The organism is Mesorhizobium sp. GW821-FHT07A06 (assembly GCF_059419085.1).
The window spans coordinates 279,848-301,394 of the sequence record NZ_JBWKRC010000002.1 but is presented as its reverse complement, the minus strand read 5'-3'; the positions used below and the strand labels follow the sequence as shown (position 1 = coordinate 301,394).

Sequence of the window (21,547 nt, the reverse complement as noted above, 5' to 3'; positions counted from 1 at the left end):
TCTTCTCCCAAACTGAACTTAGTATACGGGTGGTGAAACCACCCAGATGATCACTGCGGGCTCGGTGCCCGGATTGCGCCAGCGATAGGGCTTGCCTTCGAAGCGGAAGGAATCGCCTTCGCCGAGCCGGTGCCAGACGCCCGCTATCTCGATTTCGAAAATACCCGAGGCGATATAGCCTGCTTCCTCGGTCGGTCGCAGTTGCTCGGTCTTCATCTCCGCGCCCGCCGCGAAGATCGAGCGCACCATCTCGAAGCTGCCACCGAGATCGGGCGACAGGAGTTCTTCCACCAGGCCGGTCTCGCTGGTGCCAAGCGTGCGGCGCCGGCCGGCGCGCACGACCACGCCGCGTTCGCTCTCGACAGGCACGTCGTGGCTGAAGAACAGGCTGATCGGCACGCCGAACAGCTCGGCGAAGGCCCTGAGATCGCTCAGCGATGGCGTCGACAGGCCACGCTCGACCTGGCTGACCCAGCCGACCGAGCGGCCAAGTTTCAGCGCGATCTCAGCCAGCGTCAGCCCGCGCGCGCGACGCAGCGCCCTGATGTCGCCGGCCAGAACGCGTTCGTCAGGTCCCTGCAATGTTCGTGCGGTAGTGGAGGGCAAAACGCTCTCTTTGTGAAAATTTCATCCCGAATTTCATGAGAAATCAAGCTCATGAAAAAATCAAGTGGATTTTCACCGATGCTCAAGATTTGCTTGCAGGATTTTGGCGGTTCATGCAAAGGCTCCGCCGCGAGCGGCGAGTGGGGACGTCCGATCGACAAAAAGGCTAAGGGACGGCCCATGCTGGAAAAGAAGGCTCGAATCGCGGGGGATGCCGAGATCGTCGACGAGGCGATCATGTCGCGCCGTTCCGTGCGCGCATTCCTGCCCGACATGATCGACGACGACACCATCCGGGACATTCTGGCGGTTGCGGCGCGCGCGCCGTCCGGCACCAACATGCAGCCGTGGCGGGTCTACGTCACCAAGGGCGAGACCAAGCAGCAGATCTCCGATGCCATCCTGAATTCCGGCATCCGCGCCGAAAAGGCCGACTGGGACGAGTATCGCTACTATCCCACCCAGTTCTTCGAGCCGTATCTTACCCGCCGCCGTGCGAACGGTTTTGGCCTCTACGGCGCGCTCGGGATAGGCCGCCGGGAGGTGGACAAGATGCGCGCCCAGCATGACCGTAACTTCGTCTTCTTCGACGCGCCGGTCGGCATGATCTTCACCATCGATCGCCGGCTCAACCAGGGCTCGTGGATCGACTACGGCATGTTCCTGCAGAACATCATGGTCGCGGCGCGGGGCCGGGGCCTGCACACGTGCCCGCAGGCGGCCTTCGCGCCCTATCACCGGCAGATCCGGCCAGTACTCAACATTCCCGACGAGGAGATTGTCGTCTGCGGCATGGCGCTTGGTTACGAAGACACCTCCAAGCCGGAAAACGCCTTCCGCACCGACCGCGTGCCGCTCGAAGAGTGGGTGACGTTCAGCGAATAGAGCGCCGCCGAAAAGACTTGGCCGTCGGCTATTCCGTATTCATCTGCATGCCGTGCCCGCTGACATGGGCGCCGTCCTGCGGCGTCAGCTTGAGGTAGGCGAGCAGCGCGCAGAGCGTGATGGCGCCTTCGATCGCGAACAGGATCCGGAAATCATTGGTCACGGCAGGGCCGCCGCCGGCCAGGAACGACAGCATGGCCGCCGCAAGGCCGACGCTGATGGCCACCGCCAGCTGCCAGAGGATGTAATAAAGGGCGCTGAAGCGGGCCAGCTGTTCGGGGGCGATGTCGGAATAGGCGAGGTTTCCGGTCGAGGCCCACTGGATGGAGCGGAAGACGCCGAAAACAAAGATGTAGCCAAGCACGATCCAGACCGGCGTCGTGGCCTGCATCAAGGCGAAGCCCGCGACCATCGCCGCCACAACAGGCGTGTTGAAGACCAATACGCGGCGAAACCCGAACCGGTTGAGAACGCGTGGCATGAAGAAACGCATGACCACCGAGCCGAGCGCGGCAACGAAGGTCAGCGATCCCGCCTGCACCGCGCTCATGCCGAAGCCGAGCTGGAACATCAGCGGCAGCAGGAAGGCGACGGAACTGAGCCCGATCGTGTCCAGGCCGCCGCCGGTGAGAAACGAGATGCGGAAGGTGCGGATTCGCAGCAGCTTGAGGTCGAGCAGGGGATTGGCCACGCGCAGGCAGTAGAGCGAGGCAATCGACAGGATGACGACAGCCAGCGCCAGTTCGCCGGCGATCATGCCGCCGGCGGCATCCTTGGCGGCAAGCGAGTCCATGCCGAAGACAAGCAGGACCATGCCGCTGCCGACGAGCAGGAAGCCTGGAAAGTCGAAGCGCGTGCGCACCGGCTTGGTCACTGTCGGGAACAGTGAGGCGGCAAGGATCGCCGCCGCCAGCGCGAACGGCACATTGATGAAGAAGATCCAGCGCCAGGAAATGTAGGTGGTCAGCGCGCCACCGACGAGCGGCCCGACCAGTGGTCCGGTCTGGCTGGCCACCGAGATATACATGTTGATCTTCAGCGTCCGGTTGCGCGGAAAGCTCGACAGGATGACGACCTGGCCGAGCGTGCCCATCAGCGCGCCGCCAAATCCCTGCAGCGCGCGGGCGCCGACCAGCGTCCAGATGTCGTTCGACAGGCCGCAGAGCGCCGATGAGGTGGCGAACACCAGCAAGGCAAAGCAGTAGACGTTGCGCAGGCCGAAGCGGTCGGCCGCCCAGCCGCCGAGCGGCATCGAGATGATCAGGCTGGCGACATAGACGGTGATCAAGAGGCCAAGCTGGCTGGGCGGGCGAGCGAGGCTTTCGCCGATGCCGGGCAGCGCCGTCACCACGACATTCTGGTCGAGGCTGGTCATGAACACGCCGCAAGCGACCGTCAGCGGCAGCAGAAGCAAGGCTCTGGCCGACACATCGGCGCGATCCGTGGCGCCGGCGGATATTTCTGCGGTCATGGGGATGTTCGAACCAAACGACTGTGCCGACTCTTAAGACGGGATTTGTACCCCTTGGACCGTTTGGGCGGCCGCGTGGTTCATCATGGGCGCCTGCGGCAGGATTCTCTAGCGGCAGAACGCCTTGGCGTTGATGCCAGAGCGCTCCTTACGCCGCTCTACCGTTCAACCGTCAAGCAGATGCTGAAGCCGCGACCGCAACCATTGGTGCGCCGGATCGCCATCGCGTCGCTTGTGCCAGATTTGCGTGAATTGAAAGGCCGGAACTTCGAAAGGTGGAGCGAAGACGCAGAGCCCATCGCCGGGCGCCGGCAGTATCCGGCTGGCGACTGTAAGCACCAGGTCGGTGCCGGCGATCAGGCGTGGCGCCACGCCCCAATGCGGGAGGACGAGACACAGCCGCCGCTTGTGACCCAATTCGGCCAGGGCCTTGTCGACCTCGCTCTGACGCTCGGGCCGCAAATCGACCAGGGCGTGCGGCCGCTCCAGATAGGTAGCAAGATCCATCGTTTGCCTGCCGCCAAGGCTTGCGGTATCGGCGAGACAGGCAAAGTGCTCGTCGAACAGCCGATGCGAGCGCACGGATCGGTCCAAGCCCGGAAAAACACCAAAGGCAAGATCGATCTCGCCGTCGATGATTTGCGAAACCATCACTTCGCGGCTCGCCTGGCTGACCACGAGGTCGACATTCGGTGCCCGCGCCCGCATGAGCGGCAGAAGGGCCGGCAGGATGACCGCGGCGCCATAGTCCGACATGGCGAGCCGAAACGTCCGGCGCTCCCTTGCCGGGTCGAAGCCGGCCGGTGCCAGAAGGTGCCGCATGCGATCGAGCGCCTCGGTGAGAGCCGGCGCGATTTCCATGGCGCGTGCCGTCGGCTCGAGGCCACCTTGCCGCCTGACCAGGAGCGGGTCGTCGATAAGGTGGCGCAGCCTGGCAAGCGCATGGCTGACGGCGGGCTGGCTTTTGTTCAACCGGATTGCCGCCCGCGAGACGTGGCGTTCGGCCAGCAAGGCCTCCAGCACGACGAGCAGGTTCAGATCGATACCAGCGAGATCATTCATTTGATGCATACTATGCGTATGAAAATGGAATTTCCATACGCAAGGTTGATGACCTAATTCGGCATGATCGATATGGAGATAAGATCATGCCCAGCAGTTTTTCCTTTCTGATCGCCGCCTTGCTGGCCGGGGCGGTCGTCCCGTTCCAGGCAGGGGCGAACGCGATGCTTGGCCGCCTGCTCGGTCATCCGCTCTGGGCAACCTTGGTCTCGCTGGGTGTTAGCGTTGTGCTGATCGTTCCGGTCATGATCGCTTTCAGGGTGCCGGTTCCGACCGTCGGGATGGCGCTCAAAGGTCCGTGGTGGATCTGGATCGGCGGTGCGGCAGGCGTGGTCTACATCACCGCCGCATTGCTTCTGGCGCCGAAACTCGGTGCCGCGAGCTTCATCGTCGCCGTCGTTGCGGGTCAAATGGTCGCGTCGCTGGTCATCGATCATTTCGCCTTGATGAGCTTTGCCCATCGGCCGGTAAACATTGCTCGGTTTGCCGGATTTGCACTGATCATCGGCGGGCTCGTCGTGACGCAATGGGCAAGCGCGATTGCGCCACGGGCGGCCCAGTCCGATTTCAATCCGGTCCAAAAAGGAGACAGCAAATGAAAGCTCATCCCGTTCTGCGCGTGGCGCGGCCAACGAACGATCTCGCCGAGGTAGCCCGCTTCTACCGGGATGGTATCGGTCTCCAGGAGCTGTTTCGCTTCAGCGACCACGATGGCTTCGATGGCGTTATGCTCGGGCAGCCCGGCGACGCCTATCATTTCGAATTCACCCACGCGCATGGCCACGATGCCGGCAAGGCGCCCACGGCAGACAACCTGGTCGTCTTCTACATGCCGGATAGCGACGCCTGGGAAGCCGCCATCCAGCGCATGAAGGACCACGGCTATGCCACAGTTCCGTCTTTCAATCCCTATTGGGACAGGCATGGCGTTACCTTCGAGGATTGCGACGGCTACCGGGTTGTGCTGCAGAACACCGAATGGCGCGCCGTCGCGCAGCAATCGTAGTCGACACCGGGCGAGGTGGACTTATTGCACCTCGTAGCCGACTTCCTCGCTGGCATGGCAAAGCGCCTTCCAGAACGAACGCGCGAAGGAGCGGAAGACATAGATGTCGAACTGGTCGGCGCTGGTGCGCTGGATCTGGGCAAAGACGTCGTGATGGCTGGTCGAGCGGCCCGCGCCGATGGGGAAGGCCGGCAGCGCGAAGTCGATGGCGAAGAATTTCGCCAGCACCCACTCCGCTTTCGGTCCGGCGATGCGGATGGCGGTGCGGCCATGCGACAGGTCCGTCACGGTGCCGATGGCCGGTGTCACCGCCTTGGCAAAGGAAGCGGCCAAGCCTTCGGCTTCGTCGGCCACGGTGAATTTTCCCGGTGCGAAGCCGAACACCGATTTCACGCCGTCGCTCAGGCCGCCGCCGGCGCCATCGGGCAATGCAAGCCCGGTGACGGTGCGGATGGCCGCGATCAACTTCTTCTCCTCTCCCGGCCAGGCGGCGAGCTGCACGATCGAACCCGGCCGCGTTTCGGTCAGGAGGATCTCGACGCCATGTTCGAAATTACCGTGCGAGCCGACATGAAACTCCGGCTCGAGGGGGGATTGGCGCTCAACCATGCATGCGGGTCCCTTCCGGATCGTAGAAATGGTTGGAGACGATCTCGACCGGCCCGAAGCGGTTGCGCAACGGATCGGAGACATGGGCACGCGTGCCGTGCCGCGCCTTGCCGCCCTCGACCAGCGCCAGCGCGATATGCTTGCCGAGCGCCGGTGAATAGCAGCAGGCGGTGATGTGGCCGATCGAGCCGTGTGGATTGGCCTCGTCCAACGTCTCGACAATGTGCGCGCCGCCATTGAGCGGCCGGTTGTCCAGCGCGATCAGGCCGACCAGTTCCAGACGGTCGGACGCGATGAGGCCTTCGCGGTCCATCATGGCCGAGCCGATGAACGGCTTCTTCTTCGACAGCATCCAGTCGAGATGCAGGTCGCGCGCCGTGGTGCGGCCGTCGATCTCGGCGCCGGTGACATGGCCTTTCTCGATGCGCATCGTGCCCAGTGCCTCGAGCCCGTAGGTGACCAGCCCGAACGGCTTGCCGGCGTCGATCAGCGCCTCCCAGACATGGGTGCCATGGCCGGCACCGCAATAGACCTCGAAGGCCATCTCACCGGAGAAAGACAGGCGGCAAATCATCACCGGAACGCCTGCTATCTCGCCGCGGACGATGCCCATGAAGGGCAGGGTCGCATTGTCGACGGCGGTGCCGGTGACACAGGAGGCCAGGATCTGCCTGGCCTTCGGTCCGCCGATCGCGGCGCCCGCCCATTCGTCGGTCACCGAAGTGACATGGACTTTCAGCTCCGGCCAGATCACGTCGAGGAAATATTCCAGATGCTGCATCACCTTGCCGGCGTTGGCCGTCGTGGTGGTCATCAGGAAATCCTGTTCGCCGAGCCGCCAGGTGGTGCCGTCGTCAAAGGCAAACCCGTCCTCGCGCAGCATCAGCCCGTAGCGCGCCTTGCCGACGGCGAGCGTCGAAAACATGTTGGTGTAGACGCGGTCGAGGAAGGCGGCGGCGTCGGGGCCCTGCACGGCGATCTTGCCCAGCGTCGAGACATCGACGATGCCGGCGCTTTCACGCGTCGCCCTGGCCTCGCGCACATAGGCCTGCTCGACCGTTTCGCCTGAAAGCCCGTAGATCATCGGCCGGTACCAGAGGCCGGCGGAGTACATGGTCGCGCCATTGTCGAGGTGCCAGTCATGCATCGGCGTCAGCCGCTCAGGCTTCAGGTCGCCGAAGCGCTCGGCCGCAAGCGAGCCGATCGACACCGGCGCGAAGGGCGGCCGGAAGCGTGTCGTGCCGACTTCCGGGATCGGCTTGCCCAGCGCCTCGGCCATGATGGCAAGGCCGGGAATGTTGGAGCTCTTGCCCTGGTCGGTCGCCATGCCAAGCGTTGTGTAGCGCTTCAGGTGCTCGACCGAGACGAAGCCTTCGCGGTGCGCCAGCCTTACGTCCTCGGCCGTCACGTCATGCTGGAAGTCGACGAAGCTCTTGCCCTTGGCCCTGATTTCGAAGACGGGCGCCGGATCGGGGTCGCCGGCCACTGCTTCCACAGTGGGCAACGCCGCGGGCGTGCCTGTTCCACCCGCGGCGGCAAGACCGGCGGCGCGGCCTTCGGCGATCGCCTCGACCGTCGAAAAACTGCCGGTGAAGGCGCCGGCCCCGATCCATTTCTGTGTCGGTTTTGGCGGCAGGAAGGCTTGCCGTGCGGCATTCCATTCCGCTTTGGCACCGGCCTGGCTGGCCAGATGGATGGTCGGCGACCAGCCGCCCGACATCAGCAGGCAGTCGGCATGGATGCTTCGCTCATCGCCGGTGAGGGCTCCGGTGACCATGTCGAAACGCTGGACCTTGAAGCCGGAAAGCGCCTTGCCGCCCTCGGTGGCGACGACGGCGTGGCCGGCAAGGATCTCGGCTTCGGCCTCGGTGGCCAGCTTGCGCATCTCGGCCGAAAGCTCGGACCGGACGTCGACGACGGCGACGATTGCCGCCCCCGCATTTTTCAGGGCAACGGCCGCGCGATAGGCGCTGTCATTGTTGGTGAACAGGGCGATCCGTTCACCCGGCAGCACGCCGAACTCGTTGGCGTAGCGCTCGGCGGCATGGGCCAGCATCACGCCTGGCCTGTCGTTGCCCGGGAAGACCAGCGGCCGTTCGAAAGCGCCGGTTGCCAGCACCACGGATTTGGCACGGATTGCCCAATAACGATGGCGCGGCTCGCCCTTGGCGGGCTGTTCCTTGTGGTCGCTGACCCGCTCGAGCGCGGCAAGTGTATTGTTGTCGTAGTAGCCCCAGACCGTGGTGCGCGGCAAAAGCCGGACATTGTCGCGGCCTTCGAGCTGAGTGACGGTGCGGCGCGCCCAATCGGCGGCCGGCGCGCCATCGATGGTTTCCTCGGACCAGTTGGTCGAGCCGCCGAAACGCGGCTCGAGATCGGCCAGCATGACGCGCGCTCCCTGATCGGCGGCGGCCTTGGCGGCCATCAGGCCGGCGGGGCCGGAGCCGACCACCAGCACGTCGCAAAAGGCGTTCATGCGCTCATAGCGGGCCGGATCCTTCACCGATCCGGCGCTGCCGAGACCGGCGGCGCGGCGGATGAAGTGCTCGCAGAACATCCAGAAACGCGTGCCCTTGAGCGGACCGATCACCGGACCCATGAAGGTCTTGTAGTAGAAGCCGGCGGACAGGATCTTGCCGCCGAGCTGGTTGACGGCATTGATGTCCCAGGCGAGCGACGGGAAGCGGTTCTGGCTGATCGCCACAAGCCCATCGTGGATCTCGACCATGGTCGCCGGGATATTGGGTTCGCGCACCTCGCCCTTCAGCACCGTCACCAGCGCGTTGGGTTCCTCCACACCGGCCGTCAGCAGGCCGCGCGGGCGATGGTACTTGAACGAGCGCCCGAAAAGCGTGACGCCCTTGGCCAGCAGCGCGGACGCCAGCGTGTCACCGGCATGGCCGGTGTAGGCGACGCCGTCGAACGTGAAACGGATCGTCTTCAGCCGGTCGACGCGGCCGCCAGTGTCGGTGCGGCGCGGGCTCATGCCTTGTCCTCCGCCTTGCGGCGCGCGGTCGAGACATGATCGCCGCGCACGAAGGCGACGCTCGAAATCTCATGCGTCAGCGTGTTGCGCACGACCCTGAGATGCGCGCGGCAGCCGCCGGAATGCTGCCAGATCTCATTGTGGTCGCCTGCCGGGTTCAGCCGGTCATAGACATAGGCGTTCCAGGCCTCGAAATTCTGCGAGGCGGGGTCTGGACGTTCGCGGTTGCCGTCACCTTGGTAGGTGAACTCGATGACGTCGCGCGGGCCGCAATAGGGGCAAGTGATGAGCACGGGATGTTTCCTAATGGAGCCGCGGGTTCGCGCCCTGGCCCTTGTCGTCGATGACGAGGCCGCGGTGGAAGCGGTCGAGGGTGAACGGCGCGTTGAAATCGTGCGGCTCATCCTTGGCGATGGTCCAGGCGAAGGTCCAGCCGGAAGCCGGCGTCGCCTTGAAGCCGCCATAGCACCAGCCGCAGTTGAGGTACATGCCGGGCAGGGGCCCCGTGGTGATGATCGGCGAGCCGTCCATCGACATGTCGCATACGCCGCCCCAGGAGCGCAGCATGCGTACACGGGCAAGGCCCGGGAACAGCGCCAGCATCTCGCTCATCACCTCATCGACGATGGGCAGGTTGCCGCGCTGGGCATAGCTGTTGTAGCCGTCGATGTCACCGCCATAGACAAGGCCGCCCTTGTCGGACTGTGACATGTAGAAATGGCCCATGCCGAAGGTCACCACGGTGTCTATGAAGGGTTTCAGCGATTCCGTCACGAAGGCCTGCAGCACATGGCTTTCGATCGGCATCGTCTCGATGCCGGCCAACTGCATGACGCGCCCGGTGCTGCCGGCCACCGCGACCGCCACTTTCCTGGCGCGGATATCGCCGCGTGACGTGGTGACGCCGGTGACGCGGTCGCCATCGCGCAGGAAGCCCGTAACCTCGCAATTCTCGATGATGTCGACGCCACGCCGATCGGCGCCGCGCGCATAGCCCCAGGCCACCGCGTCGTGACGGGCGGTGCCGGCACGCCGCTGCATCAGGCCGCCGACCACCGGAAATCGTGCATCGCCGGAAATGTCGAGCGCCGGTATCAGGCGCTTGATTTCGGCGGGCGTCATCAGTTCGGCGTCGACGCCGAGATGGCGCATGGCGTTGCCGCGCCTTGCATAGTCGTCGTACTGGGCAGGGGTGTGCGCCAGGTTCAGGCAGCCGCGCTGCGAGAACATGACATTGTAGTTGAGCTCGTGCGACAAGCCCTCCCACAGCTTCATCGAATGTTCGTAGAAGCGGGTGTTGGCGGGCAGCAGGTAGTTCGAGCGCACGGCCGTGGTGTTGCGGCCGACATTGCCGGAGCCGAGCCAGCCCTTTTCGAGCACGGCGACATTGGTGATGCCATGTTCCTTGGCCAGATAGTAGGCGGTGGCGAGCCCATGGCCGCCGCCGCCGATGATGATGACATCGTAGGAAGCCTTCGGGTCGGGCTTGCGCCAGGCCGGCTTCCAGTCCTTGTTTCCCTTGAGCGCGTTCGCAAGCAGCGAAAAGGCCGAGTACTCTGCCATCATTGTCATCCGGTTCGGGCGATGCGGCAGACTATAGAGCAGGCCGTATCCGCAAAGCCAATATTGCGCCATTGCCTTTCGACTGGCCGACGCTCGGATCGCGATCCAAGCGCGATCGGATGCGACGGCTTGCCCCAAGATATGGCCGTCTTTATCAAGGACAGGCTTTTTGAATGCCTTTGCCGCCCGTGAGTCGCCAATACGTCATGCCTTTGAGATTGCTCCGCCTCGTTCTGATCCTCGCGCTGGTTATTTCGGCGCCGCCTTCGTTCGAGGCGATGGCGCAGGCGCTTGGTCAAGGCTCCGCCGGATTGATCACCGATCAACAGAAGGTCATCCAGGGCCTGACGGCCAAGACCGACGATCTCGAGAAGAAAATACAGCAGGACGGTGACGACGATTCCTCGCTCGTGGATATCCGCCTGCAACTGGAGGATTTGTCGCGGGCGGCATTGACCAGTGCGCTGGCGTTCCGTCCGCGACTGACCGAAATCAACAATCGCATCGAAGTGCTAGGCCCGCCGCCGGCCGCGGGCCAGCCGCAGGAGCCCGACATCGTGACCGGCGAGCGCCAGGCACTGGCGTCGGAAAAGGCCGAGATCAACGCGGTCGTCGCCAGCGCGCAGAACCTGTCGATCCGTATCAGCGGACTGATCGACAAGATCGGCAATATGCGCAGCGAGCTGTTCCGCAACCTTTTGACCAAGCGCTACGTCCTGTCGGACGCACTGAGCCCGCAGGTGTTTTCCGACGCCCAGGACGAATACGCCAATTTCTACAAGGCGGTGTCGTCATGGCTGAGCTTCGCTTTCAAGTTCAAGTTCCAGGCCATTTTGGCGGCAACCTTCGTGGCGCTCGGGCTGGCGCTGGTGCTGCTGGTCGGCGGCAGGCGCCTGTTCGGACGCGTGTTCGAGGCAGACCCTTCCAACGAAGACCCGTCCTATCTCAGCCGCTTGTCGGTGGCCTTCTGGTCTACCTTGCTGCCGACGCTGGCGGTCGGCGCGTTTCTCGGCTCGACCATCTTCTTTTTCAATTATTACAATGTGTTGCGCGGCGACATTGGCCTGTTTCTCAATGCGTTGGCGACCGCCATCGGGGTGGTGTTCTGCGTCAACCGGCTGACCAATGCGGCACTGTCTCCGCGACTGCCGAACTGGCGTCTCATCCCGGTCGAAACCGGGCCGGCGCGCTGGCTGGTGCGCCTGGCGACCGCCATGGCCGTGGTCATCAGCGCCAACACATTCCTGTCCATCATCAACGACAAGATGGGATCGCCGCTGTCGCTGACCATCGCGCGCAGTTTCGTCGCCACCATCGTCGTCGGCATCATCCTGATCCTCATGGCGATGCTGCGGCCGTTCAAGGCACGTGACGGAAGCTGGCGGCCTTGGCCGGCATGGCTGCGCTACCTGGCACTGGCGCTTGGCCTGTTCACCATCACCGCGGCCTTGCTCGGCTTCATCGGCCTTGCGCTGTTCGTCTCGCTGCAGGTCGTGGTCACCGGCACGGCGCTGATCACCGCCTATATCGGCTTCCTCTCGGCGCAGGCGATCGGCGAGGAGGGGGCGTTCGCCAACACCACTGTCGGGCGCTGGCTGTCGACCAATTCCAGCTATGAGGATACGGCACTCGACCAACTCGGCCTTGTCGTCAGTGTAGCCATCAATCTGCTGATCATTCTGGTTTTCCTGCCGCTGATCCTGCTGATGTGGGGCTTCCAGCCCGGCGACATCCAGGCCTGGGCTTACAAGCTGGCGACTGGGATCAATATCGGATCGGTGACGATTTCGGTCACCGGCATCCTTTCGGGCATCGTCGTCTTCGTCATCGGCTATTTCCTGACGCGCTGGTTCCAGGGCTGGCTCGATGGTTCCGTCATGGCGCGCGGCAAGGTCGATACCGGGGTGCGAAACTCGATCCGGCTGGCGGTCGGCTATGCCGGTGTCGCGTTGGCGGCGCTCGTTGGCATCTCGGCCGCCGGCATCGATCTCTCCAGCCTGGCACTGGTCGCGGGCGCGCTCTCCCTCGGTATCGGTTTTGGCTTGCAGAACGTGGTGTCGAATTTCGTCTCCGGCCTGATCCTTCTGGCCGAACGGCCGTTCAAGGTCGGCGACTGGATCGTCGCCGGCGACGTCAGCGGCACGGTCAGGAAGATCAGCGTACGTGCCACCGAGATCGAGACTTTCCAGCGGCAGTCGGTGATCCTGCCCAATTCGAACCTGATCAACAACGCCGTCGGCAACTGGACGCACCGCAACAAGCTCGGCCGTGTCGAGATCAAGGTCGGCGTCGCCTATGGAAGCGACGTCAAGCAGGTGCATGCCATCCTGCTGGAAATCGCGCGCAGCCATCCGCTGGTGCTCAAGAACCCCGAGCCCTTCGTGCTGTTTTCCAATTTCGGCGCCGCCGCGCTGGAATTCGAGATCCGCGTGTTCCTGGCCGATATTATGAACGGCAGCGCCGTGCAAAACGACATCCGCTTCTCCGTTCTCGAAAAATTCGACGACCAGCATATCGAGATACCGTCGACGCCCCGCGCTGTCGTCGAGACCAAGCATACGAAGGCCTGGCCTACCGACGACGACAAGATCGAGGCCGACTTTGCCGAACAGGAACTGGCCAAGGCAGAAGCGGCGGCTGAAGCGAAAAAGCAGGCGAAATCAGGACGCAAGCCGCGCAAGCCCGATCCCGACTAGCGCATTTCACCGTTTCCCGGAAACGGCGAACCGCTTTTCTTCGCGTGTGCCGCCTAGGCATCATATTGTGCCGGTCGGGCAAACTAACAGGAGCCAGGCGTGAACCGGCAACCGGCGTTGGAGAGTGCCAAAGCCAATTGCGGCATGAATACGGCATTCAGTTGCGGTTCAGCTTCCATCTCATATAAGCTCCCAAGCAAAGGGCGAAAATGCCTTGCGAAATGCAACAGAGGCGGTGGGAACACCGATATTGCACCATGTGGAAGTCTCTCGTCGCTGCCGTCGCCTTGCTCGCCGTGAGCGGTTCGGCTCATGCCGCCAGCGCGGTCAACAAGGACGCCGAGACCCGTACCCTGGTCGTGACGGAGGGCGGCAGCAAGACCGACCTTGCCCTGGCCGGCGGTGAAACCGTTGAATTCTGCCAGAACGGCTGCTTCGTCACCTTGCCGAACGGTGACCTCGAAGCCCTGACCGGTTCGGAGACCGTCGAAATTTCCGGCGGCGTCGCCCGCATCAAGTAATTCTGGCGGTATCATTGGAAAGGCCGGGTATTTGCCCGGCCTTTTATCGTTTCCAGTAGCCTTTGTTTAACAATGACGCCGGAAATACCGGCGCGGCAGCCGCCTGCAACCAGACGTTTTAACGTTCGTTACGTCATCCCCCGCTATACCGGCATCAAGACGCCGAAACGCGGCGCGCAACGGGATTCCGGTTTTCCGGATCATACGCTGGCAGGGCAGGACGGCATGGATGCGCGGTCGGACAGGAACGCAATACCGCTTGCGGTCGATCTCGACGGCACGCTGATCGCGACCGACCTGCTGTGGGAAGGCTTGTTCCTCCTCCTCAAGAAGAACCCGCTCTATATTTTCCTGGTGCCTTCCTGGGCGGCCGGCGGGCCGGCGCGGCTAAAGCAGGCGATCGCGCAGCGCATCGACATCGATCCCGCGTCGCTGCCCTATCGCGCGCCGCTGCTCGACCGGCTCCGGACCGAACATAGCGAAGGCCGCAAGATCGTGCTGGCGACCGGCACGCCGCGCAAATTCGCAGACGCCATTGCCCGCCATCTCGGCATTTTCGACCGTGTGCTGGCGACCGATGGTCTCGACAATCTCACCTCGGGCAAGAAGCGCGCCTCGCTGGTCGCGGCCTACGGCGATGGCGGCTTCGACTATGCCGGCAACAGCCGGCACGATCTCCAGGTCTTCGACGCCGCGCGCAATGCAATCGTCGTCGCGCCCGATCGTCACGCCGCACGCTGGCAGGCGGCGAATGGCGCCGAAACCATGCCGGCGCCCAAGCCGACCTCGCGGACCATCATCAAGATGCTGCGCGTGCACCAGTGGCTGAAGAACTCGCTGATCGCCGTGCCGATGGTGCTGTCGCACGAATACTTCAACACCAACATGATCTGGCAGTGCGTACTGGCGTTCATCTCGTTCAGCGCGGTGGCCTCGGCTATCTATATCCTGAACGATTTCTTCGACCTCGCGCTCGACCGCAAACACGCCACCAAGCGCAACAGGCCGTTCGCCAGCGGCGCGCTGTCGATCCCGTTCGGCCTTGGCGCGATCGCGGTGCTGCTGGCGATCGGCGTCGGCACCGGGCTGTTCCTGGCGCCTGAATTCCTGGCCGTCCTCGGCGGCTACATGGTCGTCACCACGGCCTATTCGCTGTCGTTCAAGCGCATGCTGCTGGTCGACGTGCTGACACTTGCCGGCCTCTACACCATCCGCGTGCTCGCCGGTGCCGCCGCGACCGGCGTCGATGTCTCGTTCTGGCTGCTCGCCTTCTCGATCTTCTTCTTCCTGTCGCTGGCGCTGGTGAAGCGTTTTGTCGAACTGCGCACCACCGCCATTCCGCCTGGTGAGCGCATCGCCGGCCGTGGCTATCGCACCGAAGACCAGGAGATCGTCGCCCAGGCCGGCATGGCGTCGGCCTTTTCCTCGGCGCTGGTGCTGGCGCTCTACATGGACAGTGTCGCGGTGCGCGAACTCTACCCGCATCCATGGCTGATCTGGCCGCTGCCGCCGATCGTGCTTTACCTCACCATGCGCGTCTGGATCTTGGCGCGCCGCGACGAGATGCATGACGACCCGGTCGTCTTCATCATCCGTGACTGGCGTAGCCAGATCGTGGTGCTGATCGGCGCGATGCTGCTGGTCATCGGGGGCTGGTAGGCATGGTCGAACGCTTCCGGAGCTTTGGCCTTGCCACGCCGCCCGCGCCGCATGCCATCCACGCCGATGACGCCATCGCGCTGCTGAAGGGCGGCCAGGCGAAGGAAGCATCGCTGCTGGCCTATGGCAATGGGCGTTCCTACGGCGATTCCTGCCAGAACCACGCCGGTGCGGTCGTCGACATGCGGACGCTGAACCGCATCCGGGCCTTCAATGCCGAGACCGGTGTGCTCGAAGCGGATGCCGGCGTGCTGCTGGCGGATATCATCGCGCACGCAGCACCCTACGGCTTCTTCCCGGCTGTCGTTCCGGGCACGCAATTCGTGACGCTCGGCGGCGCCATCGCCAATGATGTGCACGGCAAGAACCATCACCGGCGCGGCACGTTCGGCTGCCATGTCGAAAGTCTCACGCTGCTGCGGTCCGATGGAAAGACCCATCGCTGCTCGACATCAGACAATCCGCGCCTGTTCCGGGCGACGATCGGCGGCATGGGGCTGACCGGCCTCATCCTGTCCGCGTCGATCCGGTTGATGCGGGTGCCTTCGCTCGACATCGTCGAAAAGACGACACCGTTTCGCGACCTCGCCGAGTTCTTTGACCTCGCCGAAGCGGCGGACCAGGCCAATGAATATGCCGTCGCCTGGATCGATCAACTCGCCGGCGGCCGCAACAGCGGGCGTGGCCTGCTGTTTACCGGCAACCACGCCGAACGCGGCTCGCACGCGGCCTCGCGCGCCGGCGGCAAGCTGGCGATACCGTTCCAGCCGCCCTTCAATGTGCTCAGCCGGCCGTTCCTGACCGCTTTCAACGCCGCCTACCGATGGAAGAAGGGCCGCGCCACCGTGCCGCGCCAGACCGGCTACCACGGCTTTTTCTTCCCGCTCGACGGTGTGCGTGAATGGAACCGGCTTTATGGCCCCAGAGGGCTGTTTCAACATCAGAGCGTGGTGCCGGAAGAGGCTGCGCGCATCGTTGTGCCGGAGCTGCTGACAGCGGCCCGACGGGCCGGGCAGGGCTCCTTCCTCACCGTGCTGAAGCGTTTCGGCGGGGTCCGCTCGCCCGCGCTGCTGTCGTTCCCGCGACCGGGCTACACGCTGACGCTGGATTTCCCCAACAGGGGGGCGGCGACGCTTGCCCTGCTTGGCGAGCTCGACCGCATCACCATCGCGGCCGGCGGGGCGGTCAACCCTTACAAGGATGCGCGCATGAGTGCCGCGACCTTCGCTGCCTCCTTCGCCGACTGGCCGAGGCTGGAAGCGCTGCGCGACCCTGCCTTCATGTCCGATTTCTGGGCCCGCACGGCCGGCAGCATCGATCCGCGGCGGCGTGGAATCGAGGCCGCTGAATAGATAAATTTGGAATGAATCGTGGTTATCGAATGATTAATCCCTGAATTTACTCAAAACATTCTTGTGAGTTCACGATATCTTTTCAGGTTTGTATTAGTCGATGACACGGGGTGGGTGAGCTGGCATGAAATATATCGTCTTCATTCTCTTTACGGTCATGACCAATGCCGCCGCGCAGCTCATGCTGAAGCAAGGCATGATGTCGCTTGGGCCGATCTCGTTCGAAGGCGTCAATCCGCTCCTCAAGTTGCTGCAGATCGTCTTCAGCCCCTGGGTGTTCCTGGGCCTTTGCACCTTTGTGATTTCCATGGCTTCGCATCTTTACGTGCTGTCCAAGGTCGAGCTTTCCTTTGCCTATCCGTTCCTCAGCCTCGCCTATGTCGCTGTCGCCGTCTTCGCCTACTTCGTCTTTCGCGAAGACCTCAATGGCTGGCGCATCGCCGGCATCGCCTTCATCTGCGTCGGCACCGTGCTGATCGCGCAAAGCGGGCGAGGACATGAAGACCAGACCGCTTCCATCGCGCCCGACAAGATCCCTGCAAACGAGACCGTTCGATGAGACATGTGATTTTCGGCGGTGACGGCTTCGTCGGCCGTCACCTTGCCCCGAAGCTTGCTGCCGACGGCGAAGAGGTCGTCGTCGCCGACATCGTCAAAAGCGATCTGGCGCATTACCGCAATGTCGGCTTTGTCAAGTGCGACGTCACCGATCCGGCGTCGGTCGCCGCTGTCGGGCTCAAGGCCGACGACATGGTCTACAATCTGTCGGCCAAGATGCTGTCGCCGATCCAGGTGCGGGCCAAGCGGCACGACTTCTTCTTCCCGGTCAATTTCCACGGCACCGAGCACATCATGCAGGCCATGGACAGGGCTGGTACGCCAAAACTCGTCCACTACACGACCGATATGATCTACGGACACACGGTCACACAGCCCATGACCGAGGAGCATCCCGTCGCGCCGCTCGGCGAATATGGCTGGTCGAAGCAGAAGACCGAGGAGCTCGCCGCCGAATGGCGCAAGCGCGGCATGTCGATCTCGTTGTTCCGGCCGCGCCTGATCATCGGCCCCGGGCGGCTCGGCATATTGGAGAAACTGTTCAAGCTGATCGACTGGAGCCTTCCGGTGCCGATGATCGGCTCGGGCAAAAACCCCTATCAGTTCATCTCTGTGTTCGATTGCGCGGAAGCTGCGCGGGCCGCCTGGAAGGCCGGCGTGCCCAACGAGGCCTATAATCTGGGCTCGCTCAATCCGCCACCGGTGAAGAAACTGCTCGGCGACCTGATCCGCCATGCCGGTTCGAAATCGATCCTGATCCCGACACCGGGCTGGGCGGTCAAGCGCACGCTCGATCTGCTCGACCTCGTGAACATGCCGATCATGGACCCGGAGCAATATCTGATCGCCGACGAGGAATGCGTGCTCGACGTGTCCAAGGCCGAGCGCCAGCTCGGCTGGGTGCCGCAATATCGCGACGAGGACATGCTGATCGCCGCCTACAGCGAATACCGCGCCAAGAAGGCCGGGCACGCCGTCGCCACCAAACATGTGCCGGCCGAATAGGCGGCTTGCCAAACAGTTTTATGGCGCACGACGCTGGTCGTAGCGCGGACAGGAGATTGAAATGACCGTCATGGCCAAGCCTGAACACACGAATGCGCGTACCATGGTCAATGCGCCGGCGCTGTCGCCCGCCACCATCGCCAAGCCCGATCTGATCAGCGTCGAGCAGGCCAAGGCGATGGATGTCGCCCGCATGACCGACCTGTTCAAGGCGCATCTCAATCCCGGCCAGCTGCATTTCATGAAGCTGCTCGGCTTCCACAAGATCAAGATCGAGCGCGCCGAAGGCATGTTCTATATCGACCAGAACGGCCGCAAGATCCTCGATTTCTTTGGCGGCTTCGGCTCGCTGGCCTTCGGCCACAACCATCCGCGCCTGCTTAAGGCGCGCAAAAAGTTCCAGGAGGAAAAGCGCCAGGAGATCGCGATCGCCTTCATGTCGCAATATGCGGCGGCGCTGGCGCACAACATCGCCAAGTGTTCGCCCGGCGATCTCGACATGGTGTTTCTGGGTTCGTCCGGCTCGGAAGCGATGGAAGCGGCGGTGAAGCTCGCCGAGCGCGCCGCCGGCCCGAAGCGGCCGAAAATCGTCTATGCCGAGAATTCCTTCCACGGCAAGACCAAGGGCGTGCTTGGCATCACCGACGGCCAGCTCTACCGCGCCGACTTCAGGATGGCGGACAATACGGTGCGCATCCCCTTCGGCGACATCGAGGCGGTCGAGCGGCTGTTCCGCTCCGATCCCGAGGTCGGCGTCATCGTGCTTGAAACCATCCAGGGCGGTGGCGGCATCATCCAGGCCGAGGCGGAATACTGGCAGAAGCTGCGCGCCCTGTGCGACCAGCATGGCGTGCTGTGGGTGGCCGACGAAGTGCAGTGCGGCTATGGCCGTTCGGGCCGCTTCTATGCCTTCGAGCATTACGGCGTCGTGCCGGATGTGACGGCGCTCGCCAAGTCGCTCGGTGGCGGCAAGGCGGCGGTCGGCGCGATGATCGCCAGGCGCGAAATCTACATGAAGGCCTATGGCACGCCGAAGACCGCGATGATCCATGCCATGGCGACTTTCGGCGGCATGGGCGAGGCCTGCGTCACCTCGATCGAGGCGCTCAACGTGCTCTATGACGAGGGGCTGATCGACAACGCTGCTGTCACCGGCGATTATCTGCTGCAGCGGCTGCAGGCGCTCAAGGACAAATACCCGAAGATCATCAAGGATGTGCGCGGCAAGGGCCTTATGGTCGGCCTGGAGTTCCACGACTTCTCGCAGACCTTGCCGATGGTGCTCAGGCCCATCGTCAGCGTGCTCGACGACAAGCTGAAGGGTTCACTGTCGGGTTTTGTCGGCGCGCTTTTGCTGCGCGACTACGACGTGCTCGTTGCCTTCACCGAATACAACCGCAACGTCATCAGGCTCGAACCGCCGCTGATCTGCCGGCGCGAACATGTCGACCGCTTCGTCGATGCCTTCGACAGCCTGCTGTCACGCGGCATCGTGTCGATCGTGAAGGACTTCGTCAAAAGCCAAGTTCGCTAAGAAAAGCTCATTGGGCAGAACGATGCTGACCAAGTCTCCCGCTGCGAAAACCCCGCTCGACCGGCTCACCGAGACCGGTCTGGCCTGGGGCGAGGGGACCTATGCGCGGCTGGCCGCACCGATCGGCGCGGCGGCTTTCGCGCTCTATATCGTTCTGACCGCGTTCACGGCCTGGGTGATGCCCGACGCCAATTGGGACATGCTGCCTTACCTCGCAATATCCGAGGAAGGAACCTATCCCGATCCGCAGGCGCTGCATGATTATGCCTACAGCACGGTCAAAGCGGGTGTTTCGGCCGCCGATTACACAACGCTCACCGATGATGGCGGCGGCTTCCGCAGCCACATGACGGAGAATGCCGCCGACTTCCATTCGCTGCTCGGCATGTATCGGATCAAGTTCCTCTACGCCGAGATGCTGTCGACGCTGAGCGCGGTGATGTCGCCGGTCGAGGCGATGCACCTCGTGCAGGTGTTTTCGGTGCTGCTGTTCGGCGCGATCGTGCTGCACTGGCTGCGCTGGGAAAAGGCCCTGGCCTTGGCACCGCTGATCGGCGCGGTGCTGATCATGGCTGACTTCGGCGATGCGGCGCGTGCCTCGACGCCGGACCTGCTCACGTCGGCGCTGCTGCTCGGCGGGCTCTACGCCTATGTCAGGGGCCGCGAGGCGGCGACTGCGATCATGCTTTTCCTCGCCTTCATGGTACGACCGGACAATATTGTGTTCCTTGCCATTTTCGCGGTGCTGCTGGTCGCCTTCCGGCAGCGGGCATGGGGTGCGTTGGTCGGGTTCGCCGCGTCCTTCGTTGCCTATTTCGCCATTTCGCACTGGGCCCATCATCCCGGCTGGTGGCCGCATCTGTGGTTCTCCAGCATCGAACAGCACTACAATATGGACGGGTTCGAGCCGGCGTTCTCGGTCACCGCCTATCTCAGGGCATTTGCGACGTCGCTGCTGCGCGCCGTCAACCTGAACAGCTGGGTCGGTGTCTCCCTACTGGCGCTGGCCGGCTGGTTTGCCGCCGGCCGTGCCGGCTTTCGCCTCGAGCGACGTGCCGGCATCGTGTTCGCGGCGCTGGTGCTCGGTGCGCTGGCGAAGTTCACGGTCTTCCCGATCCACGACACGCGCATCTATTTCCCGCATCTGATCCCGCCCTTCCTGCTGCTGGCGGCGCCCTTCATGGCGCTGTGGGCGGCATCGGTTCGAGGCCAACACCGCGCGGCCTTGCACGTCATTCCCGGAGACAAGCCATGAGTTCGCTATCCAGCCTGGCGCGCATCGCCTTGTCGCTCGGTCTTCCCTCCGGCCTGCTCGATCGCGGACCGTCGCTGCGCGGCACGAAATTCCTCGCCAGGGCGGCGCTGAAGGCGCGCTTCGGTGGGGCAGGGCGGCCGTTCCAGATGGTCAATGTCGGTGCCTGCGACGGCGCGCTGTTCGACGATGTCACGCCGTGGTTGCACAGGATTGCCGGTGCCCGCGCCATGCTGGTCGAGCCGATCCCGTACAATCAGAAGCGGCTGCGCGCCAACTATCCCGACACGGACCGCTTCATCATCGAGCCGGTGGCCGTCACAAAAACCAGGGGCACGATCACCGTCCACACTTTCGACGCGGCCGCCCTCGAGGCCGGCACGCTGCCGATCGAGTTCATCGGCTGCTCGTCGGTCACCGACACCAATCTGATGTCGGGCAAGAATGCCTGGGGCGAGGCGGACGCCAACTTCAACAAATTCGCGCCGCACCTCAGGGACATCGAGGTGCCGTCGGAAACCTTGCAGACGCTGCTCGACCGCAACGGCATCAGCCATATCGACGCCTTCCTCGTCGATTGCGAGGGCGCCGACTGGATGGTCTTCGAACAGCTCGACCTCAAGCGCTATCGCCCGGGCATGATCAAGGTGGAGGTCGGTGCATTGCCGGCGGCCGAAATCGGCCAGGTCGTGGTCAAGCTGAAGACCGCCGGCTATCAGGTCGGCTTCCAGGCCGAAGACATCTGGGCCTTCGCCTGACAGGTCGCGATTTCTCCTGATCCA

At 63.5% G+C, this 21,547-nt stretch carries 19 protein-coding genes; 12 read left to right on the top strand and 7 right to left on the bottom strand.

Annotated elements, in window-relative coordinates; genetic code table 11:
- Nucleotides 1-18 precede the first annotated feature (18 nt).
- A complete protein-coding gene (locus AC07SZ_RS06910) occupies nt 19-606 on the bottom strand; it encodes a helix-turn-helix domain-containing protein (protein ID WP_244494098.1) in 588 nt (195 codons plus the stop codon).
- A gap of 180 nt (nt 607-786) precedes the next feature.
- On the opposite strand from AC07SZ_RS06910, the gene AC07SZ_RS06905 reads away from it, so the two are divergent.
- Entirely contained in the window at nt 787-1,491 is a 705-nt protein-coding gene (locus tag AC07SZ_RS06905; RefSeq protein WP_056573483.1) for a nitroreductase, read from the top strand.
- A gap of 28 nt (nt 1,492-1,519) precedes the next feature.
- Here the strand turns inward: AC07SZ_RS06905 and AC07SZ_RS06900 are convergent, their stop codons facing one another.
- Together AC07SZ_RS06900 and AC07SZ_RS06895 are read right to left on the bottom strand one after the other, a co-directional pair.
- A complete protein-coding gene (locus AC07SZ_RS06900) occupies nt 1,520-2,962 on the bottom strand; it encodes an MFS transporter (protein WP_056572627.1) in 1,443 nt (480 codons plus the stop codon).
- A 165-nt stretch (nt 2,963-3,127) separates the two neighbouring features.
- Complete coding sequence (locus tag AC07SZ_RS06895) at nt 3,128-4,024, bottom strand: LysR family transcriptional regulator (RefSeq protein WP_172373460.1); 897 nt, start codon at nt 4,022-4,024, stop codon at nt 3,128-3,130.
- An 86-nt stretch (nt 4,025-4,110) separates the two neighbouring features.
- On the opposite strand from AC07SZ_RS06895, the gene AC07SZ_RS06890 reads away from it, so the two are divergent.
- Together AC07SZ_RS06890 and AC07SZ_RS06885 are read left to right on the top strand one after the other, a co-directional pair.
- On the top strand, nt 4,111-4,623 hold the full coding sequence (locus AC07SZ_RS06890; protein WP_494913806.1) for a DMT family transporter: 513 nt from the start codon (nt 4,111-4,113) through the stop codon (nt 4,621-4,623).
- The gene (locus AC07SZ_RS06885) at nt 4,620-5,030 is read left to right on the top strand and encodes a VOC family protein (protein ID WP_494913805.1); all 411 of its coding nucleotides are present in this window, start codon (nt 4,620-4,622) and stop codon (nt 5,028-5,030) included. The genes AC07SZ_RS06890 and AC07SZ_RS06885 overlap by 4 nt, the downstream gene beginning before the upstream one ends.
- 21 nt (nt 5,031-5,051) lie before the next feature.
- Here AC07SZ_RS06885 and AC07SZ_RS06880 read toward each other — a convergent pair whose 3' ends face one another.
- Genes AC07SZ_RS06880 through AC07SZ_RS06865 form a run of 4 tightly spaced genes read right to left on the bottom strand, consistent with a single transcriptional unit; the run spans nt 5,052 to nt 10,188 of the window.
- Nucleotides 5,052-5,639: a sarcosine oxidase subunit gamma gene (locus tag AC07SZ_RS06880; protein ID WP_172373466.1), complete on the bottom strand. Its 588-nt coding sequence runs from the start codon at nt 5,637-5,639 to the stop codon at nt 5,052-5,054.
- Nucleotides 5,632-8,625 (bottom strand): sarcosine oxidase subunit alpha, encoded by a 2,994-nt coding sequence (locus tag AC07SZ_RS06875; RefSeq protein ID WP_494913804.1) that lies wholly within the window; start codon nt 8,623-8,625, stop codon nt 5,632-5,634. The genes AC07SZ_RS06880 and AC07SZ_RS06875 overlap by 8 nt, the downstream gene beginning before the upstream one ends.
- Entirely contained in the window at nt 8,622-8,918 is a 297-nt protein-coding gene (locus AC07SZ_RS06870; protein ID WP_056572614.1) for a sarcosine oxidase subunit delta, read from the bottom strand. The genes AC07SZ_RS06875 and AC07SZ_RS06870 overlap by 4 nt, the downstream gene beginning before the upstream one ends.
- A gap of 10 nt (nt 8,919-8,928) precedes the next feature.
- Nucleotides 8,929-10,188, bottom strand: a complete 1,260-nt coding sequence (locus AC07SZ_RS06865; protein ID WP_494913803.1) for a sarcosine oxidase subunit beta — start codon at nt 10,186-10,188, stop codon at nt 8,929-8,931.
- Between the two features lie 206 nt (nt 10,189-10,394).
- On the opposite strand from AC07SZ_RS06865, the gene AC07SZ_RS06860 reads away from it, so the two are divergent.
- The 9 genes from AC07SZ_RS06860 to AC07SZ_RS06820 all read left to right on the top strand — a co-directional run bounded on the left by AC07SZ_RS06860 (nt 10,395) and on the right by AC07SZ_RS06820 (nt 21,523).
- Complete coding sequence (locus AC07SZ_RS06860) at nt 10,395-12,884, top strand: mechanosensitive ion channel family protein (protein ID WP_056572613.1); 2,490 nt, start codon at nt 10,395-10,397, stop codon at nt 12,882-12,884.
- Between the two features lie 257 nt (nt 12,885-13,141).
- Nucleotides 13,142-13,405, top strand: coding sequence for a hypothetical protein (locus AC07SZ_RS06855; protein ID WP_032930670.1), 264 nt, complete (start codon nt 13,142-13,144; stop codon nt 13,403-13,405).
- A 225-nt stretch (nt 13,406-13,630) separates the two neighbouring features.
- A complete protein-coding gene (locus AC07SZ_RS06850) occupies nt 13,631-15,064 on the top strand; it encodes a UbiA family prenyltransferase (RefSeq protein ID WP_494913802.1) in 1,434 nt (477 codons plus the stop codon).
- Nucleotides 15,065-15,066: 2 nt separating this feature from the next.
- Nucleotides 15,067-16,416 carry an FAD-binding oxidoreductase gene (locus tag AC07SZ_RS06845; protein WP_494913801.1) on the top strand — a complete coding sequence of 450 codons (1,350 nt, stop codon included), beginning with the start codon at nt 15,067-15,069 and terminating at the stop codon, nt 16,414-16,416.
- A gap of 124 nt (nt 16,417-16,540) precedes the next feature.
- Complete coding sequence (locus AC07SZ_RS06840) at nt 16,541-16,975, top strand: EamA family transporter (RefSeq protein ID WP_172373472.1); 435 nt, start codon at nt 16,541-16,543, stop codon at nt 16,973-16,975.
- A complete protein-coding gene (locus tag AC07SZ_RS06835) occupies nt 16,972-17,979 on the top strand; it encodes an NAD-dependent epimerase/dehydratase family protein (RefSeq protein ID WP_056572606.1) in 1,008 nt (335 codons plus the stop codon). The genes AC07SZ_RS06840 and AC07SZ_RS06835 overlap by 4 nt, the downstream gene beginning before the upstream one ends.
- A 103-nt stretch (nt 17,980-18,082) precedes the next feature.
- Nucleotides 18,083-19,513, top strand: a complete 1,431-nt coding sequence (locus AC07SZ_RS06830; RefSeq protein ID WP_494914159.1) for an aspartate aminotransferase family protein — start codon at nt 18,083-18,085, stop codon at nt 19,511-19,513.
- A 22-nt stretch (nt 19,514-19,535) separates the two neighbouring features.
- On the top strand, nt 19,536-20,768 hold the full coding sequence (locus AC07SZ_RS06825; RefSeq protein WP_494913800.1) for a hypothetical protein: 1,233 nt from the start codon (nt 19,536-19,538) through the stop codon (nt 20,766-20,768).
- Nucleotides 20,765-21,523 (top strand): FkbM family methyltransferase, encoded by a 759-nt coding sequence (locus AC07SZ_RS06820; protein ID WP_494913799.1) that lies wholly within the window; start codon nt 20,765-20,767, stop codon nt 21,521-21,523. Before AC07SZ_RS06825 ends, AC07SZ_RS06820 begins: the two co-directional genes overlap by 4 nt.
- Nucleotides 21,524-21,547: the final 24 nt, after the last annotated feature.

Bases quoted from the DNA above. Each gene is read 5' to 3' on its own strand.
- AC07SZ_RS06835 (WP_056572606.1), top strand. From the start codon at position 16,972: ATGAGACATGTGATTTTCGGCGGTGACGGCTTCGTCGGCCGTCACCTT.
- AC07SZ_RS06865 (WP_494913803.1), bottom strand. From the start codon at position 10,188: ATGGCAGAGTACTCGGCCTTTTCGCTGCTTGCGAACGCGCTCAAGGGA.
- AC07SZ_RS06820 (WP_494913799.1), top strand. From the start codon at position 20,765: ATGAGTTCGCTATCCAGCCTGGCGCGCATCGCCTTGTCGCTCGGTCTT.
- AC07SZ_RS06860 (WP_056572613.1), top strand. From the start codon at position 10,395: ATGCCTTTGAGATTGCTCCGCCTCGTTCTGATCCTCGCGCTGGTTATT.
- AC07SZ_RS06895 (WP_172373460.1), bottom strand. From the start codon at position 4,024: ATGAATGATCTCGCTGGTATCGATCTGAACCTGCTCGTCGTGCTGGAG.
- AC07SZ_RS06905 (WP_056573483.1), top strand. From the start codon at position 787: ATGCTGGAAAAGAAGGCTCGAATCGCGGGGGATGCCGAGATCGTCGAC.
- AC07SZ_RS06880 (WP_172373466.1), bottom strand. From the start codon at position 5,639: ATGGTTGAGCGCCAATCCCCCCTCGAGCCGGAGTTTCATGTCGGCTCG.
- AC07SZ_RS06830 (WP_494914159.1), top strand. From the start codon at position 18,083: ATGGTCAATGCGCCGGCGCTGTCGCCCGCCACCATCGCCAAGCCCGAT.
- AC07SZ_RS06875 (WP_494913804.1), bottom strand. From the start codon at position 8,625: ATGAGCCCGCGCCGCACCGACACTGGCGGCCGCGTCGACCGGCTGAAG.
- AC07SZ_RS06825 (WP_494913800.1), top strand. From the start codon at position 19,536: ATGCTGACCAAGTCTCCCGCTGCGAAAACCCCGCTCGACCGGCTCACC.
- AC07SZ_RS06850 (WP_494913802.1), top strand. From the start codon at position 13,631: ATGGATGCGCGGTCGGACAGGAACGCAATACCGCTTGCGGTCGATCTC.
- AC07SZ_RS06885 (WP_494913805.1), top strand. From the start codon at position 4,620: ATGAAAGCTCATCCCGTTCTGCGCGTGGCGCGGCCAACGAACGATCTC.
- AC07SZ_RS06855 (WP_032930670.1), top strand. From the start codon at position 13,142: ATGTGGAAGTCTCTCGTCGCTGCCGTCGCCTTGCTCGCCGTGAGCGGT.
- AC07SZ_RS06845 (WP_494913801.1), top strand. From the start codon at position 15,067: ATGGTCGAACGCTTCCGGAGCTTTGGCCTTGCCACGCCGCCCGCGCCG.
- AC07SZ_RS06890 (WP_494913806.1), top strand. From the start codon at position 4,111: ATGCCCAGCAGTTTTTCCTTTCTGATCGCCGCCTTGCTGGCCGGGGCG.
- AC07SZ_RS06900 (WP_056572627.1), bottom strand. From the start codon at position 2,962: ATGACCGCAGAAATATCCGCCGGCGCCACGGATCGCGCCGATGTGTCG.
- AC07SZ_RS06840 (WP_172373472.1), top strand. From the start codon at position 16,541: ATGAAATATATCGTCTTCATTCTCTTTACGGTCATGACCAATGCCGCC.